This is a genomic window from Candidatus Pelagibacter sp. HTCC7211 (assembly GCF_000155895.1).
Taxonomy (GTDB): domain Bacteria; phylum Pseudomonadota; class Alphaproteobacteria; order Pelagibacterales; family Pelagibacteraceae; genus Pelagibacter.
Genome location: NZ_DS995298.1, coordinates 1,232,483 through 1,258,366, shown reverse-complemented (window position 1 = coordinate 1,258,366; position 25,884 = coordinate 1,232,483). Strand labels below are relative to the sequence as shown.

24 protein-coding genes are annotated in these 25,884 nt (G+C 30.1%); 16 read left to right on the top strand and 8 right to left on the bottom strand.

Going from position 1 to position 25,884, the window contains the following annotated elements; translation table 11 throughout:
* Positions 1-2: 2 nt before the first annotated feature.
* On the bottom strand, positions 3-1,157 hold the full coding sequence (locus PB7211_RS06755) for an alpha-hydroxy acid oxidase (protein WP_008545851.1): 1,155 nt from the start codon (positions 1,155-1,157) through the stop codon (positions 3-5).
* A complete protein-coding gene (locus PB7211_RS06750) occupies positions 1,154-1,843 on the bottom strand; it encodes a Type 1 glutamine amidotransferase-like domain-containing protein (RefSeq protein WP_008544187.1) in 690 nt (229 codons plus the stop codon). The genes PB7211_RS06755 and PB7211_RS06750 overlap by 4 nt, the downstream gene beginning before the upstream one ends.
* A 57-nt stretch (positions 1,844-1,900) precedes the next feature.
* Between PB7211_RS06750 and PB7211_RS06745 the strand changes: the two genes are divergently transcribed.
* Entirely contained in the window at positions 1,901-2,629 is a 729-nt protein-coding gene (locus tag PB7211_RS06745) for an ABC transporter substrate-binding protein (RefSeq protein ID WP_008544440.1), read from the top strand.
* Here the strand turns inward: PB7211_RS06745 and PB7211_RS06740 are convergent.
* The gene (locus PB7211_RS06740) at positions 2,626-3,849 is read right to left on the bottom strand and encodes an aminomethyltransferase family protein (RefSeq protein WP_034399261.1); all 1,224 of its coding nucleotides are present in this window, start codon (positions 3,847-3,849) and stop codon (positions 2,626-2,628) included. The two genes, PB7211_RS06745 and PB7211_RS06740, sit on opposite strands and share 4 nt — an antisense overlap.
* 156 nt (positions 3,850-4,005) lie before the next feature.
* Here PB7211_RS06740 and PB7211_RS06735 point away from each other — a divergent pair, with 156 nt between their 5' ends.
* From PB7211_RS06735 to PB7211_RS06715, 5 genes are all read left to right on the top strand, one after another.
* Entirely contained in the window at positions 4,006-5,493 is a 1,488-nt protein-coding gene (locus PB7211_RS06735; RefSeq protein ID WP_008545153.1) for an ABC transporter substrate-binding protein, read from the top strand.
* 95 nt (positions 5,494-5,588) lie between these two features.
* On the top strand, positions 5,589-6,545 hold the full coding sequence (locus tag PB7211_RS06730; RefSeq protein WP_008544346.1) for an ABC transporter permease: 957 nt from the start codon (positions 5,589-5,591) through the stop codon (positions 6,543-6,545).
* A gap of 3 nt (positions 6,546-6,548) precedes the next feature.
* Positions 6,549-7,445: an ABC transporter permease gene (locus PB7211_RS06725; protein WP_008544946.1), complete on the top strand. Its 897-nt coding sequence runs from the start codon at positions 6,549-6,551 to the stop codon at positions 7,443-7,445.
* A 3-nt stretch (positions 7,446-7,448) separates the two neighbouring features.
* The gene (locus PB7211_RS06720; protein WP_008545916.1) at positions 7,449-9,473 is read left to right on the top strand and encodes an ABC transporter ATP-binding protein; all 2,025 of its coding nucleotides are present in this window, start codon (positions 7,449-7,451) and stop codon (positions 9,471-9,473) included.
* A gap of 62 nt (positions 9,474-9,535) precedes the next feature.
* Positions 9,536-11,758, top strand: a complete 2,223-nt coding sequence (locus PB7211_RS06715; RefSeq protein WP_008544271.1) for a 3-hydroxyacyl-CoA dehydrogenase/enoyl-CoA hydratase family protein — start codon at positions 9,536-9,538, stop codon at positions 11,756-11,758.
* On the opposite strand, the gene PB7211_RS06710 is transcribed toward PB7211_RS06715, so the two are convergent.
* Both PB7211_RS06710 and PB7211_RS06705 read right to left on the bottom strand, forming a co-directional pair.
* Positions 11,755-12,405 (bottom strand): peptidylprolyl isomerase, encoded by a 651-nt coding sequence (locus PB7211_RS06710; RefSeq protein WP_008544229.1) that lies wholly within the window; start codon positions 12,403-12,405, stop codon positions 11,755-11,757. The two genes, PB7211_RS06715 and PB7211_RS06710, sit on opposite strands and share 4 nt — an antisense overlap.
* Complete coding sequence (locus PB7211_RS06705) at positions 12,405-13,127, bottom strand: putative zinc-binding metallopeptidase (RefSeq protein ID WP_008545819.1); 723 nt, start codon at positions 13,125-13,127, stop codon at positions 12,405-12,407. Before PB7211_RS06705 ends, PB7211_RS06710 begins: the two co-directional genes overlap by 1 nt.
* Positions 13,128-13,183: 56 nt before the next feature.
* Here PB7211_RS06705 and speB point away from each other — a divergent pair, with 56 nt between their 5' ends.
* Together speB and PB7211_RS06695 are read left to right on the top strand one after the other, a co-directional pair.
* The gene (gene speB / locus PB7211_RS06700) at positions 13,184-14,143 is read left to right on the top strand and encodes an agmatinase (RefSeq protein ID WP_008545561.1); all 960 of its coding nucleotides are present in this window, start codon (positions 13,184-13,186) and stop codon (positions 14,141-14,143) included.
* A gap of 20 nt (positions 14,144-14,163) precedes the next feature.
* Complete coding sequence (locus tag PB7211_RS06695; protein ID WP_008545706.1) at positions 14,164-15,600, top strand: aldehyde dehydrogenase family protein; 1,437 nt, start codon at positions 14,164-14,166, stop codon at positions 15,598-15,600.
* Here PB7211_RS06695 and argE read toward each other — a convergent pair.
* On the bottom strand, positions 15,597-16,787 hold the full coding sequence (gene argE / locus PB7211_RS06690) for an acetylornithine deacetylase (protein WP_008544724.1): 1,191 nt from the start codon (positions 16,785-16,787) through the stop codon (positions 15,597-15,599). The two genes, PB7211_RS06695 and argE, sit on opposite strands and share 4 nt — an antisense overlap.
* A 27-nt stretch (positions 16,788-16,814) precedes the next feature.
* On the opposite strand from argE, the gene PB7211_RS06685 reads away from it, so the two are divergent.
* The 8 genes from PB7211_RS06685 to PB7211_RS06650 are packed head-to-tail and all read left to right on the top strand — an operon-like array spanning position 16,815 to position 24,263.
* Positions 16,815-17,156, top strand: coding sequence for a tRNA-binding protein (locus PB7211_RS06685; RefSeq protein ID WP_008545863.1), 342 nt, complete (start codon positions 16,815-16,817; stop codon positions 17,154-17,156).
* Positions 17,157-17,158: 2 nt separating this feature from the next.
* Positions 17,159-17,752, top strand: a complete 594-nt coding sequence (locus PB7211_RS06680; protein WP_008544357.1) for a LysE family translocator — start codon at positions 17,159-17,161, stop codon at positions 17,750-17,752.
* Between the two features lies 1 nt (position 17,753).
* Positions 17,754-20,423 carry an aconitate hydratase AcnA gene (acnA, locus tag PB7211_RS06675; protein WP_008545707.1) on the top strand — a complete coding sequence of 890 codons (2,670 nt, stop codon included), beginning with the start codon at positions 17,754-17,756 and terminating at the stop codon, positions 20,421-20,423.
* 2 nt (positions 20,424-20,425) lie between these two features.
* Complete coding sequence (locus PB7211_RS06670; RefSeq protein WP_008545324.1) at positions 20,426-21,070, top strand: hypothetical protein; 645 nt, start codon at positions 20,426-20,428, stop codon at positions 21,068-21,070.
* Positions 21,063-22,361, top strand: coding sequence for a PQQ-binding-like beta-propeller repeat protein (locus tag PB7211_RS06665; protein WP_008544523.1), 1,299 nt, complete (start codon positions 21,063-21,065; stop codon positions 22,359-22,361). The genes PB7211_RS06670 and PB7211_RS06665 overlap by 8 nt, the downstream gene beginning before the upstream one ends.
* A 2-nt stretch (positions 22,362-22,363) precedes the next feature.
* Entirely contained in the window at positions 22,364-22,792 is a 429-nt protein-coding gene (locus PB7211_RS06660) for a hypothetical protein (protein WP_034399156.1), read from the top strand.
* Positions 22,789-23,841: a cell division protein ZapE gene (zapE, locus tag PB7211_RS06655; protein WP_008545952.1), complete on the top strand. Its 1,053-nt coding sequence runs from the start codon at positions 22,789-22,791 to the stop codon at positions 23,839-23,841. Before PB7211_RS06660 ends, zapE begins: the two co-directional genes overlap by 4 nt.
* Positions 23,841-24,263 (top strand): secondary thiamine-phosphate synthase enzyme YjbQ, encoded by a 423-nt coding sequence (locus PB7211_RS06650; RefSeq protein WP_008545708.1) that lies wholly within the window; start codon positions 23,841-23,843, stop codon positions 24,261-24,263. The genes zapE and PB7211_RS06650 overlap by 1 nt, the downstream gene beginning before the upstream one ends.
* A 21-nt stretch (positions 24,264-24,284) precedes the next feature.
* Here PB7211_RS06650 and PB7211_RS06645 read toward each other — a convergent pair whose 3' ends face one another.
* Positions 24,285-24,746 (bottom strand): hypothetical protein, encoded by a 462-nt coding sequence (locus PB7211_RS06645; RefSeq protein ID WP_008544762.1) that lies wholly within the window; start codon positions 24,744-24,746, stop codon positions 24,285-24,287.
* A 9-nt stretch (positions 24,747-24,755) separates the two neighbouring features.
* On the bottom strand, positions 24,756-25,883 hold the full coding sequence (locus PB7211_RS06640; protein ID WP_008545451.1) for a diaminopropionate ammonia-lyase: 1,128 nt from the start codon (positions 25,881-25,883) through the stop codon (positions 24,756-24,758).
* Between the last annotated feature and the right edge of the window lies 1 nt (position 25,884).

The following is a 25,884-nucleotide window of genomic DNA, read 5'->3' as shown; positions in this document are numbered from 1 at the left end:
ATTTAGTATTTCATATTTTGAATGAATTTTTTAGCAATTATTTCTGAAGTCACTTCGTTTATATCAGTTAAACCAACTAAACCAAGTGCAGTACTTAATTCATCTTTAATTATATCTAAAATTTTTCTTAATCCTTTTTCTCCATCAGCACCAATCCCATACATTAATGGCCTACCAAGCATTACATAATCAGCTCCTAACGCCAAAGCTCTGATGATATCACTTCCACCTCTTATTCCACTATCAAAAAGTAAAGGGAATTCTTTACCCAGTGCATTTCTGATTAAAGGTAACGCTTCGATTGCTGCAGTAGCACTATCTAATTGTCTTCCTCCATGATTTGATACTTGAATAGCATCAGCTCCTTCAGCTTTAATCTTTAAAGCATCTTCTGGAGACATAACTCCTTTAATTATTAATTTACCTTTCCACGCTCCTCTTACTCTTTTTAAGGTTTCCCAATCTGTTGCTCCTCTACTTTCACTTCTAACAAATTTATTTCCATTTTTTGACGTTTCATAGTTCATAGGCTTAGGAATACCACCTAATAAAGTTGCTAATGACCAAAGAGGATGTGTTGCAAAATCAAACATTTGTTTTGGACCAATTTTAAAAGGCACAGTAAATCCATTTTTATTATCTTTTGCTCTTCTAAATTGAATTGGAACGTCTACAGTTAGTATAGCCACTTTGTAACCTGTCTGCTCTGCTCTTTGTAAAAGTTCCATTACAAAATTTTCCTGAAAATTGTACAATTGCATCCAAGAACGACCTTCTGATAATTCATACATATCTTCTAAAGATGTTGATGATGCCATTGATACACACGGAGGTATATTGTTAACAACACTTTCTTTAGCTAACATTTTATCTGCCCCAGTCCAAGTTAAGTTACACATGCCCATTGGAGAAAAACCAAATGGCTGATCAAACTCAATATCTAAAAATTTTTTTTTGAGATTTCTATTTTCAACATTTCTTAGAACTTTTGGCTCAAGTCTTATTTGATCTAAAGCTGTACTATTAATTTCACAAAGTTTCTCATCACCTGAAGCACCATCTAAAAAATCAAACATCAACCTAGGCATTCTCTTTTTTGCTAAATTCCTTGCATCTTCGATGCTATGAATTTTTTTACTTGCAGTTATATTATTCATTTATTCTTTATATATTCTTTAAGATTAATTTTTTTATTTTTATCTAAAAAATAAGCGCTTTGATTATTTACAGTAGAATAAACTTCAGTTGGTTTTCCGTCAATAAAAACTACTGCCACACCATCATCAATAGCAATCCCTTTGGGTAATTTGTTATTTTTAATATTCATTTCAAATTCATTAATTCTTTCAATATTAGACGAGTGAGGTGTGCAACTACCTTCCAATATACTGATACCTTTTAATGGTTTAAAACCTTGACCCATAGAATCTGACAATATCCAATCAAACCAACAAACAGCACCAGCACTAACTCCAGACAATATTGTTCCTTTCTCATAAGCAATTTTAAATACTTGTTCAAAATTATTCTTTCTCCAAATTTCTAACATAAATGAAGTATTACCACCTCCAACATAAACCAAATCTTTACTGAGTAACCAATCTGAAAAACCATTTACACTTGATGTAAGATTAAAATGAGATAGTTCAGAATTACTATTATCAAATTTTTTATAAAATTTTTCTACTTTTTCATTATCATCTTTGCTGGCTGTACCTAAAAAACCAATATTGTTTTTTATTTTTTTTAATTGATTTAAAATAAAATGATCTAAACTTTCATCTGACTCTGGTGTCACCCCAACACCACCTATTGCAATTATTTTTTTTTCGATTTTGCTCATTTAATTAAATTCAAAAAATTTGAATTAATATATAGTATTTTATAAATAAAATTTCTAATGAATGATTTTATATCAAAAAAAATAGCCCCATCTGGTGTTTTGCGTGTTGGTCTCAATATGAGCAATTTTTTACTCGTTAGTAGTGAAGATGCATCGGGTTTACCAGATGGATTATCTCCAGATGTTGGAAAAAAAATTGCAAAAGAACTTAATTTAAGTTGTGAATTAATTAAATTTCCAAATCCAGGTTTACTAGCTGATGCTGTAAATGATGATAAGTGGGATATTGGTAATATAGCTTATGAGAAGGAGAGAGGTAAAACAATAGATTTTAGTGATCCTTATATAAATATTGATGCTAATTTTATATTTAGAAGTCAAAGTAATTTTAAAAGTAATGAAGAGGTAGATACACCAGGTATTAAAATAGCTGTTTTTGAGCGAAGCGCGTATGATTTATGGCTTACTGATAATTTCAAAAATGCTGAATTAGTTAGAGCATCATCAATAGAAGAATCACATAATTTATTTAGAAATAATAATGTTGACGTACTAGCTGGATTAAAATCTAAACTTGTGGATGAAATAAAAACTAACAATGATTTTAAAATGATTACAAATCCATTTACTTACATAAAACAATCTATTGGAATCAAGAAAGGTAACCCTGAAATATTAGAATTTTTAAATGAGTTTATTTTAAACCTTATTAAAGAAGGCTACATAGAACAATTATTAAAAAAACATAAAGTTCAGGATAAATTAAGTATTCCTAAAATTGATTAGTTTTTAATTCCTGACCACGGTTCAGCTTTTGTGGGTATCTTTTTATTTATACCTCTTACTATTTCACCTTTCGGATCATACATAGGTAATTTACAAAGTTCAGCTTTATGAATTTTTTCATCAGTACATTCAACATCTACTACTGTTCCGGGTCTAATGTCTGATTTATCTAATAGTACAATTCCAACCCCACAAACTTGGTAAGGAGACCATGTGCTTGATGTTATTTTTCCAATAGATTGATTATTTATTTTTATATATCTTCCTTTTTTTGCTATTCCATCAACAACTCTAATACCCCAGCTTCGGCATTCCTTATCTGCATTTAACAATGCCTTTTTGCCTATAAAGTTATCTTTTTTTAAATCAACAAAACGACCAAGTCCTACTGAAAAAGGATTAGTTTCATTTGAAAAATCCTGTCCTGCAGATAAAAGTCCAGCTTCAATTCTTCTACCTCTAAAAGATGGCGTTGCAGTAATTATCATTCCCATTTTTTTTCCATTTTCTAGAATAAGATTACCTAATTTTTCTGCATCATTCTCAGGTCTAAAATAAATTTCCCATCCTAGTTCATTCGTAAATCCAGTTCGACTAATTATTACTTTTTCATTTGCCATTGTAATTTCAACCCAATCAAAATATTTCCATGTATTTGCTATGGGTTCATCAATTAATTGATCAAGAAGTTCCATCGATTTAGGTCCTTGAATTTGACTTACAAATACATTTGGTTCTTTTATTTCAACATCAAGTCCTTCTGAATTAGCTTTATACCATGAAAGCATGTCCCCATCTGCTTGAGCGAACCAATAACAATTTTCATCAATTCTTAAAAGTAAACCATCGGTGATTATTCCACCATCATGATAACAAGCGAACTGATAAGAGCATCTTCCTTTTTTAACTTTTGAAATATCTCTTGGAAAAATTCTTTGTAATAATTTAAGAGCATCAGGACCTGAAATTTCATAAGGATGTTCTCCTGTATGTCGAAGAATAATTTCTCTTTTTGTTTTCCAATATTGTTCATCCGGTGTAGCATTTGATAATTTTTCAGTCGTTAGTCGACCAGCATAATGAGAGTATTCTGGGTCATAAGGTAGCTCTTGATAAGTCAAAGGATGAATACTCATGGTTCTTGCTAGTTCAACAGGTCGGCCACTTTCTTCTTGCTGCGGCTTGATTGAAAACCTAATATTTCTTAAAGATTTATGCATATAATTTTTTAATAAATTAAATCTGAATTTTAATCCAGTTATATCATTAATTTGAAAGCCCAAATTAGGTACAATCTATAGTTGTATTGTACATTATTATTGTTCTAAATTTTGTAAGATGTTAGCTTTTCAAAAAATAAAGAGAGGAAATTAATAATGAAAAACGTTTTTAAAACGATATCAATTTGTTTGGTATCTTTAATGGTATCATTTTCATTTGCCAATGCTTCAAGTGGAACTTTTAAACTTTCACATGATCTTGGTTTTGGAAAAGATACAAACTTAGATGCGATAACTAAGGGTAGATTATTTCAGGTAGTCATTATGACTCAAAACCGTTTAGTTAGAAAAGATCTTAAGGGAGTAACATCTGCAGAATTAGCTACAGATTGGTCTGCAAATGCAGATGCCACTGAATGGACTTTTAAACTTAGAAAAGGAGTTAAGTTTCATGATGGGTCTGACTTTGATGCTGAGGACGTAAAATATTCTTTGATGAGAGTAAAAGATCCTGAAATTGGTTCACCTGCGAAAAAAAGCTTGAGCGTTGTAACAGACATTGAAGTTGTTGATTCTCATACTGTTAAAATGAAATTAAACACTTCTTTTGCTGATTTTCCACTTAACTTGACTGATTACAGATTGAGAATGATTCCATCTGGATCAGGAGACACTATTGGAAAAACAGGAATTGGAACTGGTCCTTTTATTGTTGAAAAATTTGATGCAGAAGGAACCACAATTCTAAAAGCTAATCCAAACTATTGGGAAGGTGCACCTGGACTTGCTGAAGTTCACGTAATCGCGATACCTGATGGTGAAGCTAGAGTTCAAGCTCTTTTGACTGGTCAAATTGATATGAATAGGTATGTACAATTTAGTCAGAAAAAAATCTTTGATGGTAATTCTAAATTTAAAACTTCAGTAATACCAACTGGTAACTGGAGAGGTATGGTTATGAATACGGAACGTGCTCCATTTGATAACCCTAAAGTTAGAAAAGCTGTTAGACTAGCTGTAGACAGACAAGAACTTGTTGATACTGTAATGGGTGGTGAAGCAGTAGTATCATGCGATACACCTGTAGCTCCAACTGACCAATATCGTCATAACATGAGTTGTAAACAAAACATTGCTGAAGCGAAAAAACTTCTTAAAGAAGCTGGATATCCAAATGGTATCGAAATGGTAATTCACGTTTCAACAAAAGAACCTACTTGGCCAACTATTGCAGAAGTGATTCAGCAACAAGTTGCTAAAGCAGGTATCAAAGTTGATATCAAAATGACACCATCAAAAAGTTACTGGAAAGAAACTTGGATGAAAAAAGATGTTGCAATGACACGTTGGAATGAAAGATCTGCAGATAGTGTTCTTCATGAAGTTTATCACAGTAGTGCTAAATGGAATGAGTCATACTACAAGAGTTCAGACTTTGATAAAAATCTTGCAGATGCTAGAGGTGAGCTTAATTTTAAAAAAAGAAAAGCTCTTTACGAAAAAGCACAACATACTTTATGGGAACAATCTGGAACTATGATACCTTACCATGTATCTAAACTAGTTGTTACAAGCTCAAGAGTTAAAAACCTTGATGATGTTGAGGTTTTTTCAATTCAATGGCACAAAGTCAAAGTAGATTAGTATAAAACTTATATTATACAGGCCACAATGTGGCCTGTATAATTACTTTCATTTATAAATAATTAATTTTAAAATTTGGGTTAATAATTTTAATTATGTTTTTTTTAATTTTTAAAAGATTTGTCTTAGGTTTAGTAACCTTATTTATAGTATCTTTGATAACATTTATTGGTGTTGAAATATTACCTGGGGATGCTTGTACTTCTTATTTAGAAAGAGAAGCTTTTGGTGAAGCTTTGGCTGCATGTATTAAAAGACTAGGATTAGATGTTCCAGCACATGAAAGATATATATCATGGGCATATAATGTTATTCAGGGAGATTTTGGTTATTCACTGAGTGGCCAAATGCAAATTAATGAGGTCTTAGGACCAAGAATAAAAAATTCACTAGTTCTTGCTTCTGCAGCAATAATTATTGGTATCCCATTAGCTTTAATATTAGGAATAATCACAGCTCTTTGGAGAGATAAAATGCCAGATATTATAATTTCTACTGTTGCAATATTTTCAATGACTATTCCAGAATTTATAAGCGCTACTTTATTAATACTAATAGTAGCAATTTGGCTAGAGTGGTTACCTGGCATAGTAATTGTACCTACAGATGTTACTTTTTTTGAGTTACTACCAAATATTATTTTACCAGTGATAGCAATTGCAATGATAATGACTGCACATATGGCTCGAATGGTTCGTTCAAGTGTTATTCAAGTAATGGCAAGTGATTATATTCAAATGGCAATATTAAAAGGAGTGCCATATTGGAAAATGGTTTTTAAACATGTGTTACCAAACGCATTGTTACCTGCAATTAATGTTGTTGCTTTAACTATTGCTTGGCTGTTGGGTGGAGTAGTTGTGACTGAAGTGGTATTTAATTATCCAGGACTAGGAAGATTAGTAATTGAATCGATATCCAATAGAGATTTACCAGTTGTTCAAGCTTTAGGAATCATTCTTGCATCTATTTACGTCAGTATAAATTTTATAGCTGACTTATTAACATTAATGTTAAATCCAAGATTAAAGACATTACAAACTAGAAAATAAAAAATGGAAAACTCAAAAAATACATTTCATGAAAATCCCAAAAGTTCTCTAGAAAAAGTTTTAGATATAATATCTACAATGGCCTCGAAACCATCAGGGTTTATTGGGTTAGCAATTTTAATTTTTCATGTAACTTTAGCTATAACTAGTCCGTGGTTTGCACCTTATGATTATAAAGCAATTAATCCTACGTTAATGTTAAATGCACCATCGTCAGAATTTTGGTTTGGAACTGATAGTTTGGGTAGAGATGTTTTTACTAGAACAATTTTAGGAGGTAGAACTGCACTTACCATAACATTCTTTGGATCAATTATTGCTTTACTTTGGGGAGGTCTTTTAGGAATTTTTTGTGGTTTAGTAGGTGGAAGAATTGACGATGTAGTGATGAGGATAGTAGATGCATTTTTATCAATACCCTGGATCTTGGCTATGCTTTTGATAGTTTCACTTCTAGGAACAACCACTGAAGTATTAATACCAGCCCTAGGTTTTTTTTATGGAAAAGGAATTGTTCGAGTTGCTAGAGCAGCTACTCATGATGTTATAGCAAAAGATTTTATTGTTTCTGCAAAAGCTAGAGGCCATAGCAATCTTTCAATTATTTGGAATGAGATATTACCAAATGTAAGAGATGCTATTTTAGTTGAAGGAGCAATGAGATGGTCTTGGATGCTTCTTGGATTTAGCTCATTATCTTTTTTGGGATTTGGGGTGAGCCCTCCAACTCCTGATTGGGGATTAATGATATCTAATGCTAGAGGATTAATGTCTTTTGCATGGTGGGCAGTAATTGCGCCTATTGTTGGATTAAGCTCATTAATTATTGGTATAAATTTAACCGCTGATGCTTTTGCTAAGGCTTTAGGAATTGATAGATCAACAAAAGCCCCTGTTTAAATTATGAATACTAATATTCAAGAAATTAAAGATTTATCTATTGGCTTTAAAAGTCAAAAAGGTGAACAAATCTCTATTCTTAGAAACATAACTACTAATATTAGAAAAGGTGAAACTGTTGGGATAGTAGGTGAGTCAGGATCTGGAAAAAGTACACTTGCACTTGCGATGATGGGCTATATTAAACATGGCCTTTTTACTACTGGTGGAGAATGTTTATTTAAATCTCAAGATTTACTCAGTCTAAATAACAAGGAATTAGAGGATATTAGAGGCAGAAAAATTGCAATGATCCCACAAAACGCTGGCCAAGCATTAACACCTAATCTTAAAATTGGTTATCAAATTGAGGAAGCGCTTAAACTACATACAGATTTTAGTAAAGTTGAAAGGGAGCAGAAAATTTCAGAATTATTAAATCAAGTCAGACTTCCATCACCAAAAATAATGGCACTCAGATACCCTCATGAACTTTCAGGAGGACAACAACAAAGAGTTGCAGTTGCTATGGCTTTAGCTGGTAACCCAGAATTATTATTATTAGATGAGCCAACTACTGGTTTAGATGTAACAACTCAAGCACATGTTTTGGAACTTTTAAAAGATATAGCAAAAGATACTGGTACATCGATGGTTTATGTAAGTCATGATCTTGGAGCAATAGCCCAAGTTTGTGACAGAGTGATTGTAATGTATGCAGGTGAAATTGTACTTGAAGGACCGGTTAGAAAAATTTTAAAAGAACCTATCCATCCATACACTTATGGATTATTAAAATCAATTCCAAAACTTTCTCTATCAGGGCTTCCTGATTCAATGCCAGGCAGCCAACCGCAACCAGGTAACATTGGAAGTGGGTGTAGTTTTTATGATAGATGTAATTTTTCAAGCGATGAATGTAAAGTTAAAGTGCCTGAATTAGAATATTTATCTGAGCTAGATACTAGTGTTAGATGTTTTAATCACTCTGAATTAGTTTCAAAAACTAGTGAACAGAAAATAACAAACGACTTAAAAAATAAAATAACTATAGATGAAATTTTAGATTTAAAGGATGTTTCTATATCTTATGCAAAACAAGGTATTATCGATCAATTCTTAAACAAAGTGACCGATACTAATCCCACCGTCAAAGATATAAATATTAATATTAATAAAGGAGAAACTATAGCATTAGTTGGAGAGTCTGGCAGTGGTAAATCTACAATTTTAAAATCTATCGCTGGGTTATTAAAAACTAAAGATGGGTATATAAAATTTGATAAAGAAAAATTGTTATCTGGTGATTTAAAAAAAAGAAATTCAGAACATTTAAGATCTATTCAATTAATTTTTCAAAACCCAGACGAGTCTTTAAATCCAAATCATACAGTTGAGCAAATACTTTCCCAACCTTTAAAACTATATTTTGGTTTGACAGGTAATAAACTTAAATCGAGTATTGCCGAATTACTTGAAAAAGTAAGACTTGGAGCTTTTTATATGAGCAGATATCCTAGACAATTATCTGGAGGAGAGAAACAAAGAATAGCTGTTGCAAGAGCATTTGCAGCAAGACCAGATATTATTTTATGTGACGAAGTAACTTCAGCTTTAGATGTATCTGTACAAGCCGCTGTATTAGATTTATTACAAAAATTAAAAGAAGAGTTAGGTACAACCTATGTGTTTGTTTCTCATGATCTTGCGGTTGTGAAAGCTATTAGCGATAGAGTTGCTGTTTTATATCAAGGAAGATTGTGTGAAATTGGTCCATCAAAAGATGTATATCAATTTCCATCTCACCCTTATACAGAAGTTTTAATCGGTGCAGTTTTAGAGCCAGATCCAGATATAAGACCAAAACTAGTAGCTGAAGATATAGTTGAGGAAAAACCACCTGAAATTGGCTGTTCTTTTCAAGGAAGGTGCCCAAGAATTATTGGAGATAAATGCAGAAATGAAACTCCACCATGGCAAATTGGAGATAACGGTAATGCAATCCGATGTCATATTAATATTGAAGAATTAAAAATTCAACAAAGCTAATGTTGAGACGATTTATTTATTTCAAGTTTGATTTAATTTTAATATAAGATCATTCTAATTTTATGAATATCAAAAAAGTTGTAGTTATCGGATCAGGGACAATGGGAAGTGGGATTGCAGCTCATTTGTGTAATGCAAATGTTCCTGTTACTTTACTAGACCTAACTACAGAGATAAGTGAGCAAGCAAGGGAGAGAATAAAAAAATCAAGACCCCCTCTTTTAATTGATAAGTCAAAAATTGATAATATTAATGTTGGAAATATTAATGATGATTTTAAAGTTGTTAATGAAGCAGACTGGATTGTCGAAGCTGTTGTTGAGAGAATAGATATCAAACATAACATTTATGAAAAAATTTTTAAAAAGAGAAAAGCTGGATCAATCATATCATCAAATACATCTTCAATACCTATAAGTGTACTTTCAGAAAAACTATCGGCTGAAGATAAAAAAGATTTTTGTATAACTCATTTTTTTAATCCTGTTAGATATATGGATTTACTTGAAATTGTTAAAAGTGAAAATAACGATTTAAATAAAATTGACACTCTTAAAAAATTCTGTGAAATTAGTTTAGGAAAAGGTGCAATAGTTTGCAACGATACCCCAGGCTTTTTAGGAAACAGAATAGGAGTTTTTGCAATGCAAATCGCTATGACAGAAGCATTTAAAATGAAAATGTCTATAGAAGAGGCTGACGCTGTTTTTGGAAGACCAATGGGAATACCTAAAACAGGAGTATTTGGTTTATATGACTTAATTGGAATAGATTTAATGGCTGATGTTTTGAAAAGCTTTATTAAAGAACTTCCTCAGTCAGATGAATTCCAAGAAGTTGCAAAAGAAATACCACTAGTCAAAAAATTAATTGAAACTGGTTATACAGGACGTAAAGGCAAAGGTGGCTTTTATAGAATGAATAAAGTTGATAATAAAAAAATTCTTGAAGCAATTAATTTAGAAACTGGAGAATATCATCCAACACAAAAAATTAATATAAAGTCTGACAAAGTAGATCTAAAAGCTTTAATCAATAGAGATGACAAATACGGTGAATACGCTTGGTCAGTTATTTCAAAAATTATTAATTATGCCTCTTCTCTAGTTCCAGGTATTACAGATGAATTTAATGATATTGATGAAGCAATGAGACTTGGGTTCAACTGGAGCAAAGGACCATTTGAAATGTTAGAGGAAATTGGTGTTGCTAATTTTTTCGATAAATTTCAAAATTATGAAGGAAATAAATTTTTAGAAAATTTATCCAAAACAAAAGATGAAAAATTTCATGGAATAAGACAAAAATATACTGACATTGAAACTTTAGGAAAAGTAAAAAAAACAGCAACCAATATTGATGGTAATAGCTCAGCATCTATTTATAGATTTGATGACTATAATATTGTTGAATTTACCACTAAAGCAAATGCGCTAGATTATGACTCAATGGAGGCTTTAAAAAAAGCTACTGATAAGCCATTAATAATTATTAATGAAAGTATGCAATTTTCTGCAGGTGTTAATTTAAGCTATACAATGGAATTTGCTAATAAAGGTGACTTTAAATCCATAGAAAAATTTGTGGGGTACTTTCAAGAGACATGCAAACATTTAAAATATTCTGACCATCCAGTTGTATCTGCTCCCTCAGGTTTAACTCTTGGTGGAGGATTTGAGGTTATGGTCCAAAGTAATTTCGTGGCATCTCATACAAATATTGTAGTCGGACTAGTTGAAGCTATTGTTGGATTAATACCTGCTGGAGGTGGATGTAAAGAAATGTTAGCAAGATGGCTTGATACAGAAGAAGCTAAAAATGATCCTCATTATGCACCATTGAAAGTATTTGATATTATTGGTTATGGAAAAACAGCAACTTCTCCCGTTGAAGCTGAACCCATGAAGTATTTAAAACCAGAAGATAAAAAAATAATGAATAGAAATAGTCTTTTGGAAGTAGCAAAAGACATCTTAAAAAATAATAAAGATTTTAAAGCACCCTTAGAGACAAAATTTAATCTTCCAGGTAAAGCTGTCAAAGAAGAAATGAATAAAATTTTAGAAAAACTTTATAATGAAAAAGTTATTCTCGATCATGGTTTGTTGGTTGCTCAAGAACTATCGCATGTTTTAAGTGGAGGAGATACCACAATTGATAAGACTTTGTCAGAGGATGATTTATATAAATTAGAGTTAGATGCTTTTATGAAGTTAATTGAAACTGAGAAGACTCAAGATAGAATTAAACACACTTTAGCTACTGGCAAACCTTTAGTTAACTAATTAATTCCATACATTCTAATTGTATTAATAAAATCTGGTCTTAATACATATTCAGACCGATGAGAATATTTAATTTTTTCTAAAATTTTTATTCCATAAATTACTTTTCCAATAGGTGTATATTCACCTTCAAACAAAGGTTCGTCATCAAGAATGATAAAGAATTGACTATCTTCAGTATTATATTTTAAGGTTCGCGCTAGACCAACACTTCCTTTTCTATAATCAAACTCTGCATCAATTTCTGAATTAATTGTTCCAAGACCAGATTTTCCAGTACCTATTTTTCCGTAATCTAATTTATTTTTTTTACCATACTCTAGATCTCCCGCTTGCACTAATTTATGTTTAATTACTCGATGAAATGCAACGTTATCATATGAATTTGTTTTTATTAATGTCTTGAATCTTTCAACTGCTTTTGGAGATACTTCTGGGTAGAGTTCAATAATTACATTTCCACATTCAACATTAAGTACAACAATATTTTCTGGCTTATCAAAGTTAATTGTTTGTGGATTGAAATCTTTAACAAATAAACATTTATTTTTAATTATTATTGTAAAACCTAATACAAAAATTGCTAATATTAAAAGAAAAATGAGTATTAATTTTTCAGATAAGGTTACTTTAACTTTTTTAATCATCAAAAATTAAAAGTAGCATCAATCTCATTTATCTTTTCTTTTATAAATTCAACTTTTTTATTTAGTATATTATCGTTAGTGTCTTGATATTTATTTGTTATTAAGTGAGAGAAAACTTCAGCCATATCCTCGGAGGGTATTGTTTTTGAATATTCAGTGAAAAAACCATTAGTTTTTTGGTAGGTATCAAGCCCTAATTTCTTAGAACAAGTAGAGCAATCAGCATATTCAAAATTTTTATTATTAAATGATTTCCACTCTTCTTCATTAAAAAGATCTTTAAATCCGTCATTTATGACATGAAATAACTCATGATGAATTACTCTTTCAAAATATTTTTCGTTAAACTCAAGATCAATAATAAGAGTTTTCATCAAATGATCAGGAATACCTGCGGTATTTATTCCTGAAATTGATAAATTTTCACACATTACAATATATTTAAGATTAATTTTTTTTAAAAATTGTTTTGAATATCTATTTAAATTTTTTGAAATTATTTTGTATTTTTCATCATAAGTTTGATTATTAGAATTTGTGCAAGATATATTTTTATGAATACCAAGCTTAAAAGGTTTTTCAGCATAAAAATATTTTAGGTTGTTTGGTGTTTTTAATTCGTAAATTTCTAAATTTGGAATTTTTATTAAATTATAAATTGTATTTGCCTTTACTGGAGTTATTAAAATAAAAAATAGTAAAATTAGCTTAAAAATCCTCATAATCTAAATTTAGATGATATTCGATTTAAAAAGAATGTGGTACATTTTGTTTATAAATGAAAAAAGAACGTAATAAAAATCCAATTCAACCTGTAAGTGGAACTAAAGTTCCAAGATTTGCAGGACCATCAACATTTGCAAGACTACCAGAGTTAAGAGATGTTGAAAGTTGTGATGTAGCAATTGTAGGTATCCCATTTGATGCGGGTACAAGTTATCGACCAGGTGCAAGATTTGGCCCACAAAGTATTCGACAAGCTTCACGTCATTTAAGAACAAATTTTCATCCAAGTTATGACGTTGAACCTTTTAAAGTACAACAAGTAGCAGATGCTGGTGACATTACTTGTAACCCTTTCAGTATTGATGAAGCAATAAAACAAATAGAAGTTGGAGCAACCGACTTATTAAATAAAGTAGGAGGTATTATTAGTTTAGGTGGAGATCATACAATTGCAGTACCACTACTTAGAGCAATTAATAAAAAATGTAATGGACCGGTTGCATTAGTTCATTTTGATGCTCATCTTGATACTTGGGATACTTATTTTGGTGCCCCATACACACATGGCACTCCTTTTAGAAGAGCAAGAGAAGAGGGATTATTTTTAGACGATGCTTCTATGCATGTTGGTATCAGAGGTCCACTTTATAGTAGAGATGATATTAAAAATGATGAAAGTTTTGGATTTAAGATAATTCATTGTGATGAATTTCAAACAGAGGGAACAGATAAAATTGCAGAAAGAATTAAAAAAAGAGTCGGTGATAACCCTTTATATTTATCAATTGATATTGATGTTCTTGATCCAGCTTTTGCGCCTGGAACAGGCACACCAGAGATTGCAGGTATGACAACTAGAGAAATGGTTAATGTTCTAAGAGGATTATCTGGATTAAATTTAGTATCAGCAGATGTAGTTGAAGTTTCACCTGCTTACGACCATGCTGAAGTTACTTCACTTGCAGCTGCAACAATCGTATACGAACTTACAAATTTATTTGCAAAATCATAAAGAAAGGATAGTTTCTCAAAATGTTAGATCAAAAAAAATTTTATATTAACGGTGAATGGGTTTCTCCCAAAAAACCAAATGACTTGACGGTAATTGATCCATCAACCGAAGAGGAGTGTGCAGTAATATCTTTAGGTGGAGCTGAAGATGTAAATGATGCAGTAAGTGCAGCAACAAAAGCTTTTGAAACATGGGCTTTTTCCTCAAAAGAAGAAAGACTAAAATATCTTGAAGCTCTTTATGTACTTTATAAAAAGAGATGGGCCGATATGGCTAAAGCTATATCTTTAGAAATGGGTGCGCCAATTGATTTTTCAACTCAATTACAAGCTGGAACTGGTGCTAGTCACATTAAGTCTTATATCAAAGTTTTAAAAGAATATAATTTTGAAAAAATTTTAGGTGATCATGCTCCCAATAATAATATTTTGCATGAGCCAAAAGGTGTTTGTGCTTTAATTACTCCTTGGAATTGGCCAATGAATCAGACTTGTTTAAAAGTAATTCCTGCAATTGCAGCAGGATGTACGATGGTTTTAAAACCTTCAGAAATTGCACCATTATCTTCAATGATTTTAGCAGAGATGATTGATGAAATAAAATTACCAAAAGGTGTTTTTAATTTAGTAAATGGAGATGGAGCTGTAACTGGAAACGCCTTAACAAGTCATCCAGATGTAAATATGATTTCATTTACAGGATCAACTAGAGCAGGAGCTTTAATTTCACAAAATGCAGCGAATGATTTTAAAAGAGTTAGTTTAGAATTAGGAGGAAAGGGTGCCAATATAATTTTTAAAGATGCTGACGCTGAGGCAGTTGAAAGAGGCGCTTTAAGATGTTTTAGAAATACGGGGCAATCTTGTAATGCACCTACCAGAATGTTAGTTGAGAAATCTATTTATGATGAGACTGTTGAAAGAGTAAAAAACTTTGCTAATTCAATGAAAGTTGATGTTGCAACTAAAGAAGGTGATCATATTGGACCTGTTGTATCAAAAACTCAATTTGATAAAATTCAATCCTTAATTCAAGTTGGAATTGATGAAGGTGCAAAATTAGTTGCTGGAGGAACGGGTAAACCTGATGGTTTAGATAAAGGATATTTTGTAAAACCTACAGCTTTTGCAGATGTAAATAATCAAATGCAGATTGCAAGAACTGAAATTTTTGGACCTGTTTTATCGATTATACCATTTGAAACTGAGGAAGAAGCAATTTCAATTGCAAATGATACTCCTTATGGACTTTTAAACTTTATCCAAACTCAAGATCAAGAAAAAGCCAATAGAGTTGCAAGAAGACTTAGATCTGGAATGGTTGATATTAATGGTGCAGGTTTAGCACCAGATGCACCTTTTGGTGGATACAAGCATTCAGGTATTGGACGTGAAGCTGGCAAACTTGGCTTAGAGGAATTCCTAGAAGTTAAAGCTGTTAGTGGTTGGAATAATTAATTAACAATAGAATTATTTTTAATCCCATCCAAAAGGTTAATACATTTTTTGAGTTCATCTAGAACTATAAATTCATCAATTTTATGTGCTTGTTCAATTGATCCTGGTCCACAAACAACAGTGCTAATTCCAATTTCCTGATACAACCCAGCTTCAGTTCCAAAAGAAACGACTTGTCTAGAATTATCACCAGTTAAACTTGAGATAAATTCACAAGCATCTGATTTATCTTTTCTATCAAATCCAATTATTTCTCCTATAATTTTTTTTTCGATTGAGGCATTAGTAAAAACTTTTTTCATATCTGGAAGTAAAACTTCATTTGCATATTTATCTATTTCTTGATTTAAAAATATACCATCTTCTTTTACAACAGGTCTTGTTTCCCAATTAACATGGCATTTGTCTGCTATTACATTGTGAGCTATACCGCCAAATATTCCACCAATAGATAAAGTAGAGTGTGGAGGATCAAAAATTGAGTCTTGAGGCACTCTCTCTTTAAGTTTTTTTCTTAATTCAATTAATTTATTTACATATCTTGATGCATATTCAACAGCACTTACACCTTTATGAGGTGCTGAACTATGACCTGCTAAACCTTTAAAATATGTTGTATATTCATAACATCCTTTATGAGCATCAATAATTTTCATGTTAGTTGGTTCTCCAACTATACAAATACCGTCTTTAATATTTCTTCTTTTCAATTCTTCTATTAATATAGGAGCTCCTATACATGCTGTTTCTTCATCAAAGGTAAAAGAAAAATGAATGTCTCTATCTAAATTAGATTTTGAGTAAATAGGCGCATAAGCTAAAGCACATGCAATAAAACCTTTCATATCGCATGAACCTCTTCCATATAATTTATCTTCTCTTATTGTTGCAGTAAAAGGATCTGAGCTCCAACCTTTTGAAACTGGAACAACATCAGTATGTCCTGATAAAATTATTGGTTTTTTATTATTTGAATTTTTTGCTTTAAGAGTTGCAAATAGATTTACTCTTTTTTTTTCATCATCATATGTTCTAAAAGAAGTAGCACCTAATTTTTTTAAGATATCATCACAGTAATCAATTAAAGCAGTGTTATCTTCACCAGATATAGTTTTGAAACCAATTAGGTCTGTTAAAATTTTAATAGAATTATTATATAAAAGTTCTGAATTATTTTCTGTACTCATATTTTTCATCCATTATATATTAATTATATGAAAGAACAAATTACATATGATATTTTTGACAAAGTGGACATTCGTGTTGGAACAGTTATCTCTGTTAAGAAAAATGAAAAAGCTAGAAAACCATCACTAGTTGTTGAAGTTGACTTTGGTGAAGAGATTGGAATTAAACAATCATCTGCTCAAATTACTCATTATTACAATGAAGAAAATCTCAAAGGAAAACAAGTAATTGGAGTATGTAATTTTGCTGAAAAAAATATTGCTGGTGTTGTGTCTCAAGTATTGATTTTAGGATCTATAGATAAAGAGGGAAAAGTTATATTAGTTCATCCATCTCAAAAGTCAGAGAATGGTTTACCAATTGCTTAATAATGCATCCAGAAATTTTATCAATTACGTTGTTTGGAATAGTTGCTGCATTCACGCCCGGACCAAATAATTTTGTAGCATTTTATTCTGGATTTAATTTTGGAATTAAAAGAACACTTCCGCATATTATTGGAGTTACTTTAGGCTTCCCCTTTCTTTTATTATGTTTAGCTTTAGGGTTAATAAATGTATTTAAATTATATCCACTAGTTCAAGAGATACTAAAATATCTTGGAACATTATTTTTAATTTATTTAGCTTATAAGATTTCATTTTCAGGATCTACAAAACAAGAAAACAAAAATAAAAATCCTGTCAAATTTATAGAAACTTTTATTTTTCAATTTTTAAATCCAAAGGGAGTGATTGCGGCAGTAATTGTTGTTTCTACTTATATAAATCCAGGAGAGAACTTTGTGAATTATACGACTCAAATTCTTGTTCTTGCATTACTAGTTTCGGTCACAAGTATTACCCTTTGGACGTTTATGGGTAAATTTCTTAGGAAATTTGCGACAAATCAGAAATTTATTAATTATTTTAATTATGTTATGTCACTGCTTCTTTTATTAAGCATAATAACTTTTTATTTATAATATGACACCGGGTACAAAAAATTCTTATAATACTCTAAAAAATATCTCAATCGATAATAAAGAATATAAATATTATTCTTTAAAAGAAGCTGAACAAAACGGCCTAACTGGCATTTCTAAACTTCCTAAGTCGTTAAAGGTTTTATTAGAAAATCTTTTAAGATACGAAGATGATCTATCGGTAAACAAAAACCAAATTAATTCAATTAAAGAATGGTTAAAATCAAAAAAATCAAATACTGAAATTGCATATCGACCTGCTAGAGTTTTACTTCAAGATTATACAGGTATTCCCGCTGTTGCTGACTTAGCCGCAATGAGAGAGGCAGTAAAAGATAAAAACAAAGATCCAAATACAATCAACCCATTATCAGCAGTTGATTTAGTAATAGATCACTCGGTACAAGTTGATAAATCAGCTAATTCAGATTCTTTTGAAAAAAATGTAGATATTGAGTTTGAGAGAAATGGTGAAAGATACTCTTTTTTAAAATGGGGACAACAAGCATTTAATAATTTTAGAATAGTTCCTCCAGGAACAGGAATTTGTCACCAAGTAAATTTAGAATATCTTTCAAAAGTTGTTTGGACTGAAGAATTTGAAGGAGAAAAATATTTATTCCCAGATACATTAGTTGGCACAGATAGTCATACAACTATGGTCAACGGATTATCAGTACTAGGTTGGGGTGTTGGTGGAATTGAAGCAGAAGCAGGAATGTTGGGCCAACCTATATCAATGTTAATACCAGAAGTAATTGGTTTTGAAGTAAAAAATAAAATGCCTGAAGGCACAACAGCTACAGATCTTGTTTTGACAGTTGTAAAAATGTTAAGAGATAAAGGTGTGGTTGGTAAATTTGTTGAATTTTATGGAGTAGGTTTAAAAAATCTAACATTAGCAGATAGAGCTACAATTGCAAATATGGCGCCTGAGTATGGGGCTACATGTGGATTTTTTCCAATAGATGATGAAACCTTAAAGTATTTAAAATTCTCAGGAAGAGATCAACATACTGTAGATATTGTTGAAAAATATGCAAAAGAACAAGGCTTATGGGCAAGCAATGAAATAGAATTTACAGATACTATATCTTTAGATATGTCTACAGTTGTTCCTACAATTTCAGGACCTAAAAGACCACAAGACAAAGTTTTATTAACAGAGGCAGCAACTTCATTTAAAAAAGTTTTTGAGGAAGCAACAAGTAGAAAAAATCAATCTATCTCAAAAGTTTCTGATACAGATTATGAAATTAAAGATGGATCAATTTTAATAGCAGCGATTACTTCCTGCACTAATACATCTAACCCTAACGTATTAATTGGTGCTGGATTACTTGCAAAAAAAGCTGTTGAATTAGGATTAAAAGTAAAGCCATGGGTAAAGACTTCATTAGCACCAGGTTCACAAGTAGTTACTGATTACTTAGAAAAAGCTGGATTAAACACTTACCTTGATAAACTTGGTTTTAATTTAGTGGGTTATGGATGTACGACCTGCATTGGTAATTCAGGTCCGTTACCTGAAAATATTGTTGATGCTATCCAAAAAGAAAATATATACGCAGTATCAGTCTTATCAGGAAATAGAAATTTTGAGGGACGAATTTCTCCACATATTAAAGCTAATTATCTAGCTTCGCCTCCATTAGTAGTAGCTTATGCTTTAGCAGGTCATATGGAATTTGATCTTTATAAAGATGCTCTGGGTAAAGACAAAGAGGGAAATAGTATTTATTTAAAAGATATTTGGCCGACTAATGAAGAAATAGAAGATACTTTGAAACAATCTTTAAATGCTGAAATGTTTATTAAAAGATATTCAAATGTTTCTGAAGGACCTAGTCAATGGCAAAAAATTAAAACAGAAGAAAGTAGTATTTATAATTGGGATGAAGGATCAACTTATGTAAAGAAACCACCATTCTTTGATAAACTTTCTGATCAACCAGAGGGATTTAAACCAATTAAAGATGCAAGACCTTTATTAATTTTAGGAGATATGGTTACTACAGATCACATATCACCAGCAGGAAATATTCAAAAAGATAGTCCTACAGGAGAATATTTTATGGAGCACCAGATTCTACCAAAGGATTATAACTCATATGGATCAAGAAGAGGAAATCATGAAGTAATGATGAGAGGAACATTTGCAAATATCAGAATTAGAAATGAAATGGCTCCAGGAACTGAAGGTGGATTCACAAAATTATATCCTGAAGAAAAAGTGTTACCTGTATATGATGCCGTTGTGGAATATAAAAAAAGAGGAACAGATTTAGTCGTTATTGGTGGAAAAGAATATGGAACAGGATCCTCTAGGGACTGGGCTGCAAAAGGAACTAAATTATTAGGTGTTAAAGCAGTAATTGCTGAAAGTTTTGAACGAATTCATAGGTCTAATTTGATTGGAATGGGAATTTTACCATTACAATTTAAAGATAATATTAATAGAAAAAATTTAAATTTAGTTGGATCTGAATTAATAAGTGTTATTGGTTTAGAAAAAGGCGTTAATCCATCTGATGAAGTAAGTTTAGAAATCAAATATGCATCTGGTGATATTAAAAAAATTAAAACTTTATGCAGAATTGATACTAAAAATGAATTAGAATACTATAAAAATGGAGGCATACTTCAATACGTATTAAGAAATATGATTTAATTATGGATGAAGAAATTTCAATTATAAATAGCAACACAAGAAACGAAAGAGTAAGAAATTTTTTTGTTAAAAATAAAAGTAAAATTATTGTAATTTTGCTTGCTATAATGATTGTTCTAATAGCAGCATATAGTTTTGATAAATATAAAACTAATCAAAAAATAGAAATTTCAAATAAATTTAATTCGACGACATTAATGCATTCAGATAAAAATAAAGAAAGCACGATAAAAAATTTAGTAGAAATCATCAATAAAAAAGATCCTACTTACTCTCCGTTATCACTATACTTTATTCTAGATAAAAAACTTATTTCTGATCGTGCTAAAATAAATGAATATTTTGATCTATTAATTGAAAATACACCACTTGATAAAGAAATAAATAATTTAGTAATTTATAAAAAAGCATTATTTAATGCAGATCAAGCTCAAGAGAGTGATTTGCTTAATATTTTAAATCCATTAATTAATTCTGAAAGTGTGTGGAGATCCCACGCATTGTATCTGATGGCTGAGTTTTTTTATTCAAAAGATCAAAAGCAAAAATCAAAAGAATTTTTCAATCAAATCATCAGTTTAGAAAACCCTAATTCAGATATAAAATTACAAGCTGAAAAAAGATTGAACAGAGATTTGAGTGACTAGAGTAATTATTTTAATAATATCATTGATTTTATTAAATCATTGTTCATTTAATGAAAATTCACGTATTTGGAAAGATAAAGAAAAAAAATTAGAACCAGTAAAAAATATTAAAAAGGTTTTTTCAGAAGAAAAAAAGATTTCCTCAGAGTTTAACCAAGAACTAAAATTAGATTTAACGAAAATTAAAACTAACAACAGAATTATAGATAACAAAAATAATTATGGTGCTCAAAAATATAGTGGTTTGTTAAAAAAGATTGGGACATATAAATTTGGAAAATTTGAAGAGATTAACCAGTTAAATTTTAAACCAGTTTTTTTAGAAAATGGTCTAATATTTTTTGATAAAAAAGGTTCAATAATCAGGTACAATAATAATAAAAAAGTATTATGGAAAAAAAACCATTATTCAAAAGCAGAAAAAAAGCAAAAACCTAAATTAAACTTTGGATTAGACGCTAAAAATTTATTAGTTACTGATAGTATAGCAAAATATTATTCAATAAATATTAATTCAGGGGAATTAAATTGGTCTAAAAATAATACTTACCCTTTTAATTCTGATATTAAAAAACATAAAGATAAATTTTTTGTTATTGATTATAAAAATACTTTAAGATGTTATGAGATAAAAACCGGCAATGAATGTTGGAACTTAAAAACTGAGGACTCTTTTACTATCTCTAATTCAAAATTATCCTTAATTATAGTTGACGATTTAGTGGTATTTAGTAATTCAATCGGTGATATAACTGCAGCTGATATTGAAACAGGATTAATAATCTGGCAGCTACCAACACAAAGTAGCTCAATAATTAATGAAACCTATAATTTTAAAGTTTCAAAATTAGTTTCTGATGGAAATTCTATTTATTTTTCAAATAATAAAAATGAATTTTATTCAATCGATCTTAAAAATGGAATAATTAACTGGAAAAATGAAATTAGCTCTAACATTACACCTGTAATAACTGGAAATTTAATTTTTACGGTATCTGAGGATGGATATTTATTAACTATTGAAAAAAATAAAGGAAATATTATTCGTGTTACTGATTTGTTGAAGAACTATAAACTTAAAAAAAGAAAAGATATTAAGCCAGTAGGTTTTGCAATCGATGACACGACTTTATATCTCACAAATTCTGATGGAAAAATGATTTTAGCAGATTTGAGTATTGGAAATATTAAAACAATAGAAAAGGTTTCTGGAGATTTTGTTTCAAGACCATTTATCTTTAATCAAAATTTGTTTGTAATAAGAAATGGATCAATTGTTCAGTATAATTAGCCATGATCTTAAGATTATTAGATAAGATCGGAAGAAAAAAAGTTGTTTTAGATAGAGGACCATCTCACCCCAGATTTAATGAAGCCAAACCATGGATGAATAGGTATTATGTTTTTCTAAGACATCGTCCTAAATGGTTCCCATTTAATATTTTAATTCATGAAATGCTTGCAGATGATCATGGCGAAGGTGTTCATAATCATACTTTTCCTTATATAACTATAATATTAAGGGGCGGTTATTGGGAAACTCTAAAAACAGGAAAATATTGGAGACCACCAGGATATATTGGGTTTAGATCTGCAAATAACTTGCATAGAGTTGATCTAAAACCCGGTACAAGGCCATTAACTTTATTTATTTCAGGACCATTTGGTCTTAGAAAGGGTCCAAGATCAGAATACGGTATAGATTTTAAAACTAAAAAATGAATTTAAATAATCTTTTCCAAAATTTTTGTAAAAAAAATAATTTAGAAATAAATGCTTATCAATTAACAATAGTTAATAAAATTGAAAGTTTTTATACTTCTAATTTTAATAAATCAATTTTTAAAAAATTTTTTTTAAAAGATAATTCAAAACAAGTTTTTTATTTACATGGTGGTGTGGGTGTAGGAAAAACTATGATCTTAAATTTTTTTTTTGATCTAGTTGAGGAAAAAAAATTAAGATTACATTTTAATGAGTTTATGCTGAGTTTTCATGATTTTGTTCATCAAAGAAAAGAAAAAAATGAGGAAAATATAATTTATCAATTTGTAAAAGATTTAAAATCTAAAACTGAATTAATTTATTTTGATGAGTTTCAAGTAACTAATATTGTTGATGCAATGATTCTAGGAAAATTATTTGAGCAAATTTTAAATGAAAATATACAAATAATTTTGACTTCAAATACAAGAATATCTGAACTTTATAAAGATGGCCTCCAAAGAGATCAGTTTAAACCTTTTATAAAAATTATGGAAAAACAATCTATTGAGTGTGAACTAAAAATAGAGGATGATTATAGAAAATCAAATGACAATCAAAAACAAAGATATTTTTATCCACTCAATCAAGAGACTAATTTTAAAATAAACAAATTTTTTAGAACTATCACAAAAGGAAAAAACCATTCATCAAAAATAATTAATGTAAAGGGGAGAGATTTTAAAATAGAAAATTTTTACGAGGGAGTTGTAAGATTTAATTTTAATGATTTATGCTCTCAAAATCTTGGTGCTGAAGATTATTTAGAAATAATTAAAAACTGTAAATTTATTACAATTGATCATATCCCACAATTTAATGATATTAATTCTAATCAACAACATCGGTTTATTACATTAATTGATGTCATATATGACAAAAATATTCCTCTAGCAGTAACTGCAGAACAAAATATAGATCAATTTACTTCATCGAGATTGTTACAAAATCCTTTTAAAAGGACTGTCAGTCGATTATATGAGTTAACATCAGTGGAAAAGAATTAATGAAGCAAGAGTTCTTTAATCTTAAAATAACTACTAATGGTCAAAAATTGTATGAATTCACTGATCAGACAATTCAGTGGATCAACAAAAATAATTTTAAAAATGGAATCCTTAATCTAAGTATTCAACATACTAGTGCGTCTTTAATTGTACAGGAAAATGCTGATCCAGATGTTCAAACAGATTTAATAAATTATTTTGATAAATTGGTACCTATGGATAATAAATTGTATGTCCACACTACTGAGGGTAAAGATGATATGCCTGCACATATCAAATCGTCATTAACTAATAATCAAATCTCTCTTAGTATTAAAGATAGTGAATTATTGCTTGGAACTTGGCAGGGTTTATATTTATTTGAACATCGTTTAGAGCAACAGAATAGATCAATTATCCATCATTTTATTGGTGATATTTAATCTTTTATATCTTAAATTTTTTTATCTATAAGGATCATAAGCCCATTGCAATATAGCTTGTCTCTGTCTTTTTCTGCATCCGAGGTCACCCTTTTCACAGTTCTTTTCTATTGCTAAAACATGTCTTCTAAAATTTTTCCATCTTTTAATTTGTATCTCATCCATTGCTGGAATTCTTCTTCCATTAGCAAATCTACAATACCATTGAAACCAACCTAGAGGGTCCTCTTTAAATATCCATCCCTTTTCAATCCAGTGTTCCCTTGAAAGTCCTGACACAACTTTAAATCTATTTAAATGTACATCAAATGTTTTACTTAATTTTACATTTTTGAACCATACTTTTGGATATTCTTTAATATCCAATCCAAAATATGCACCACCAAATACTCCCAATTCCATCATCCTTTTTGGAGTTAACTCTGGTTTAAAAATTTTATAAAAATCTAAATTATCAACTTTTTTTTTAATAATTTTTTTCATAGAATTATTTTATTGACTTATAAGTTTTTGATACATTTCTTTATCAGTGTCACCCTCACAACCAAAAATTAAAACGTTTGAGTTTTGATCTAATTGTAATTTTTTTTTTATATTTTGATCTTCACAGCTAGCAATTAAACTTATTACTCCCGGTGCAGAATTTTCTCCAGCTATAATTTTTTGATCACTGAAGCTTGAATTTCCTAATAACTTCATGGTATTTCCGATATCATCATCAGGCAGACTAATGCAATGTTTGACTGAATATTTTAGTATTTCCCATGGCACTAATGATACTTCACCACATGACATACCGCCCATCAAGCTCTCTCTTTTAATATCAATTTTTTCCACTTTTCCTGTTCTAATACTTTCTAATACGCAAGCTGCGCTATCAGGTTCAACGACTATTGTTATTGGAATATTATCTAAATATCTTGCAATACCCGCAATCATGGCACCAGCCATTCCACCAACACCAGCTTGTAAAATTATATGTGTAATTTTTTCATTATTTATTTGATCAACGATTTCTCTCATCATTACTGAGTAACCGGCCATAGTATATTTTGGAACCAGCATATAATCTTTCCAAGCAACATCTTGAACTATTTGCCAATTATTTTCTGTAGATTGTTTGATGCATTCAAGTAAAGATTTTTCATAATTTCCTTTAACCTTTATAACATCAGCACCAAGATCAGCCATAGCCTGACCTCTTGCCTTGCTTACAAATTCACTAATAAAAATTTTACATTTTAATCCTAATCTTCTTGCTCCCCATGCAACAGATCTACCATGATTTCCAGCAGTTGCAGTAGCAACTACAATATCTTTGTCTCCTTTAGTAACTTTCTCAACCGCATAAGCTCCACCAAGTGCTTTAAAAGACTTAAGATCAAATCTTTTGTCTTCATCTTTATAGAAAATATTTTTAAGGCTTAATTCATTTGATAACTTATTCAACAAAATTAATGGAGTAGGGGCATATCCCTCCCATTTAGAAATACTATTATAAGCATCATCTATTTCGTCTTTTGATATCGATTTTAATATTTGATCTTTATCAAATGAATAATCTTTATTATCTAGAAATTCTGAATATTTCCATTGGTGACCGTTAGATAGAATTACCATA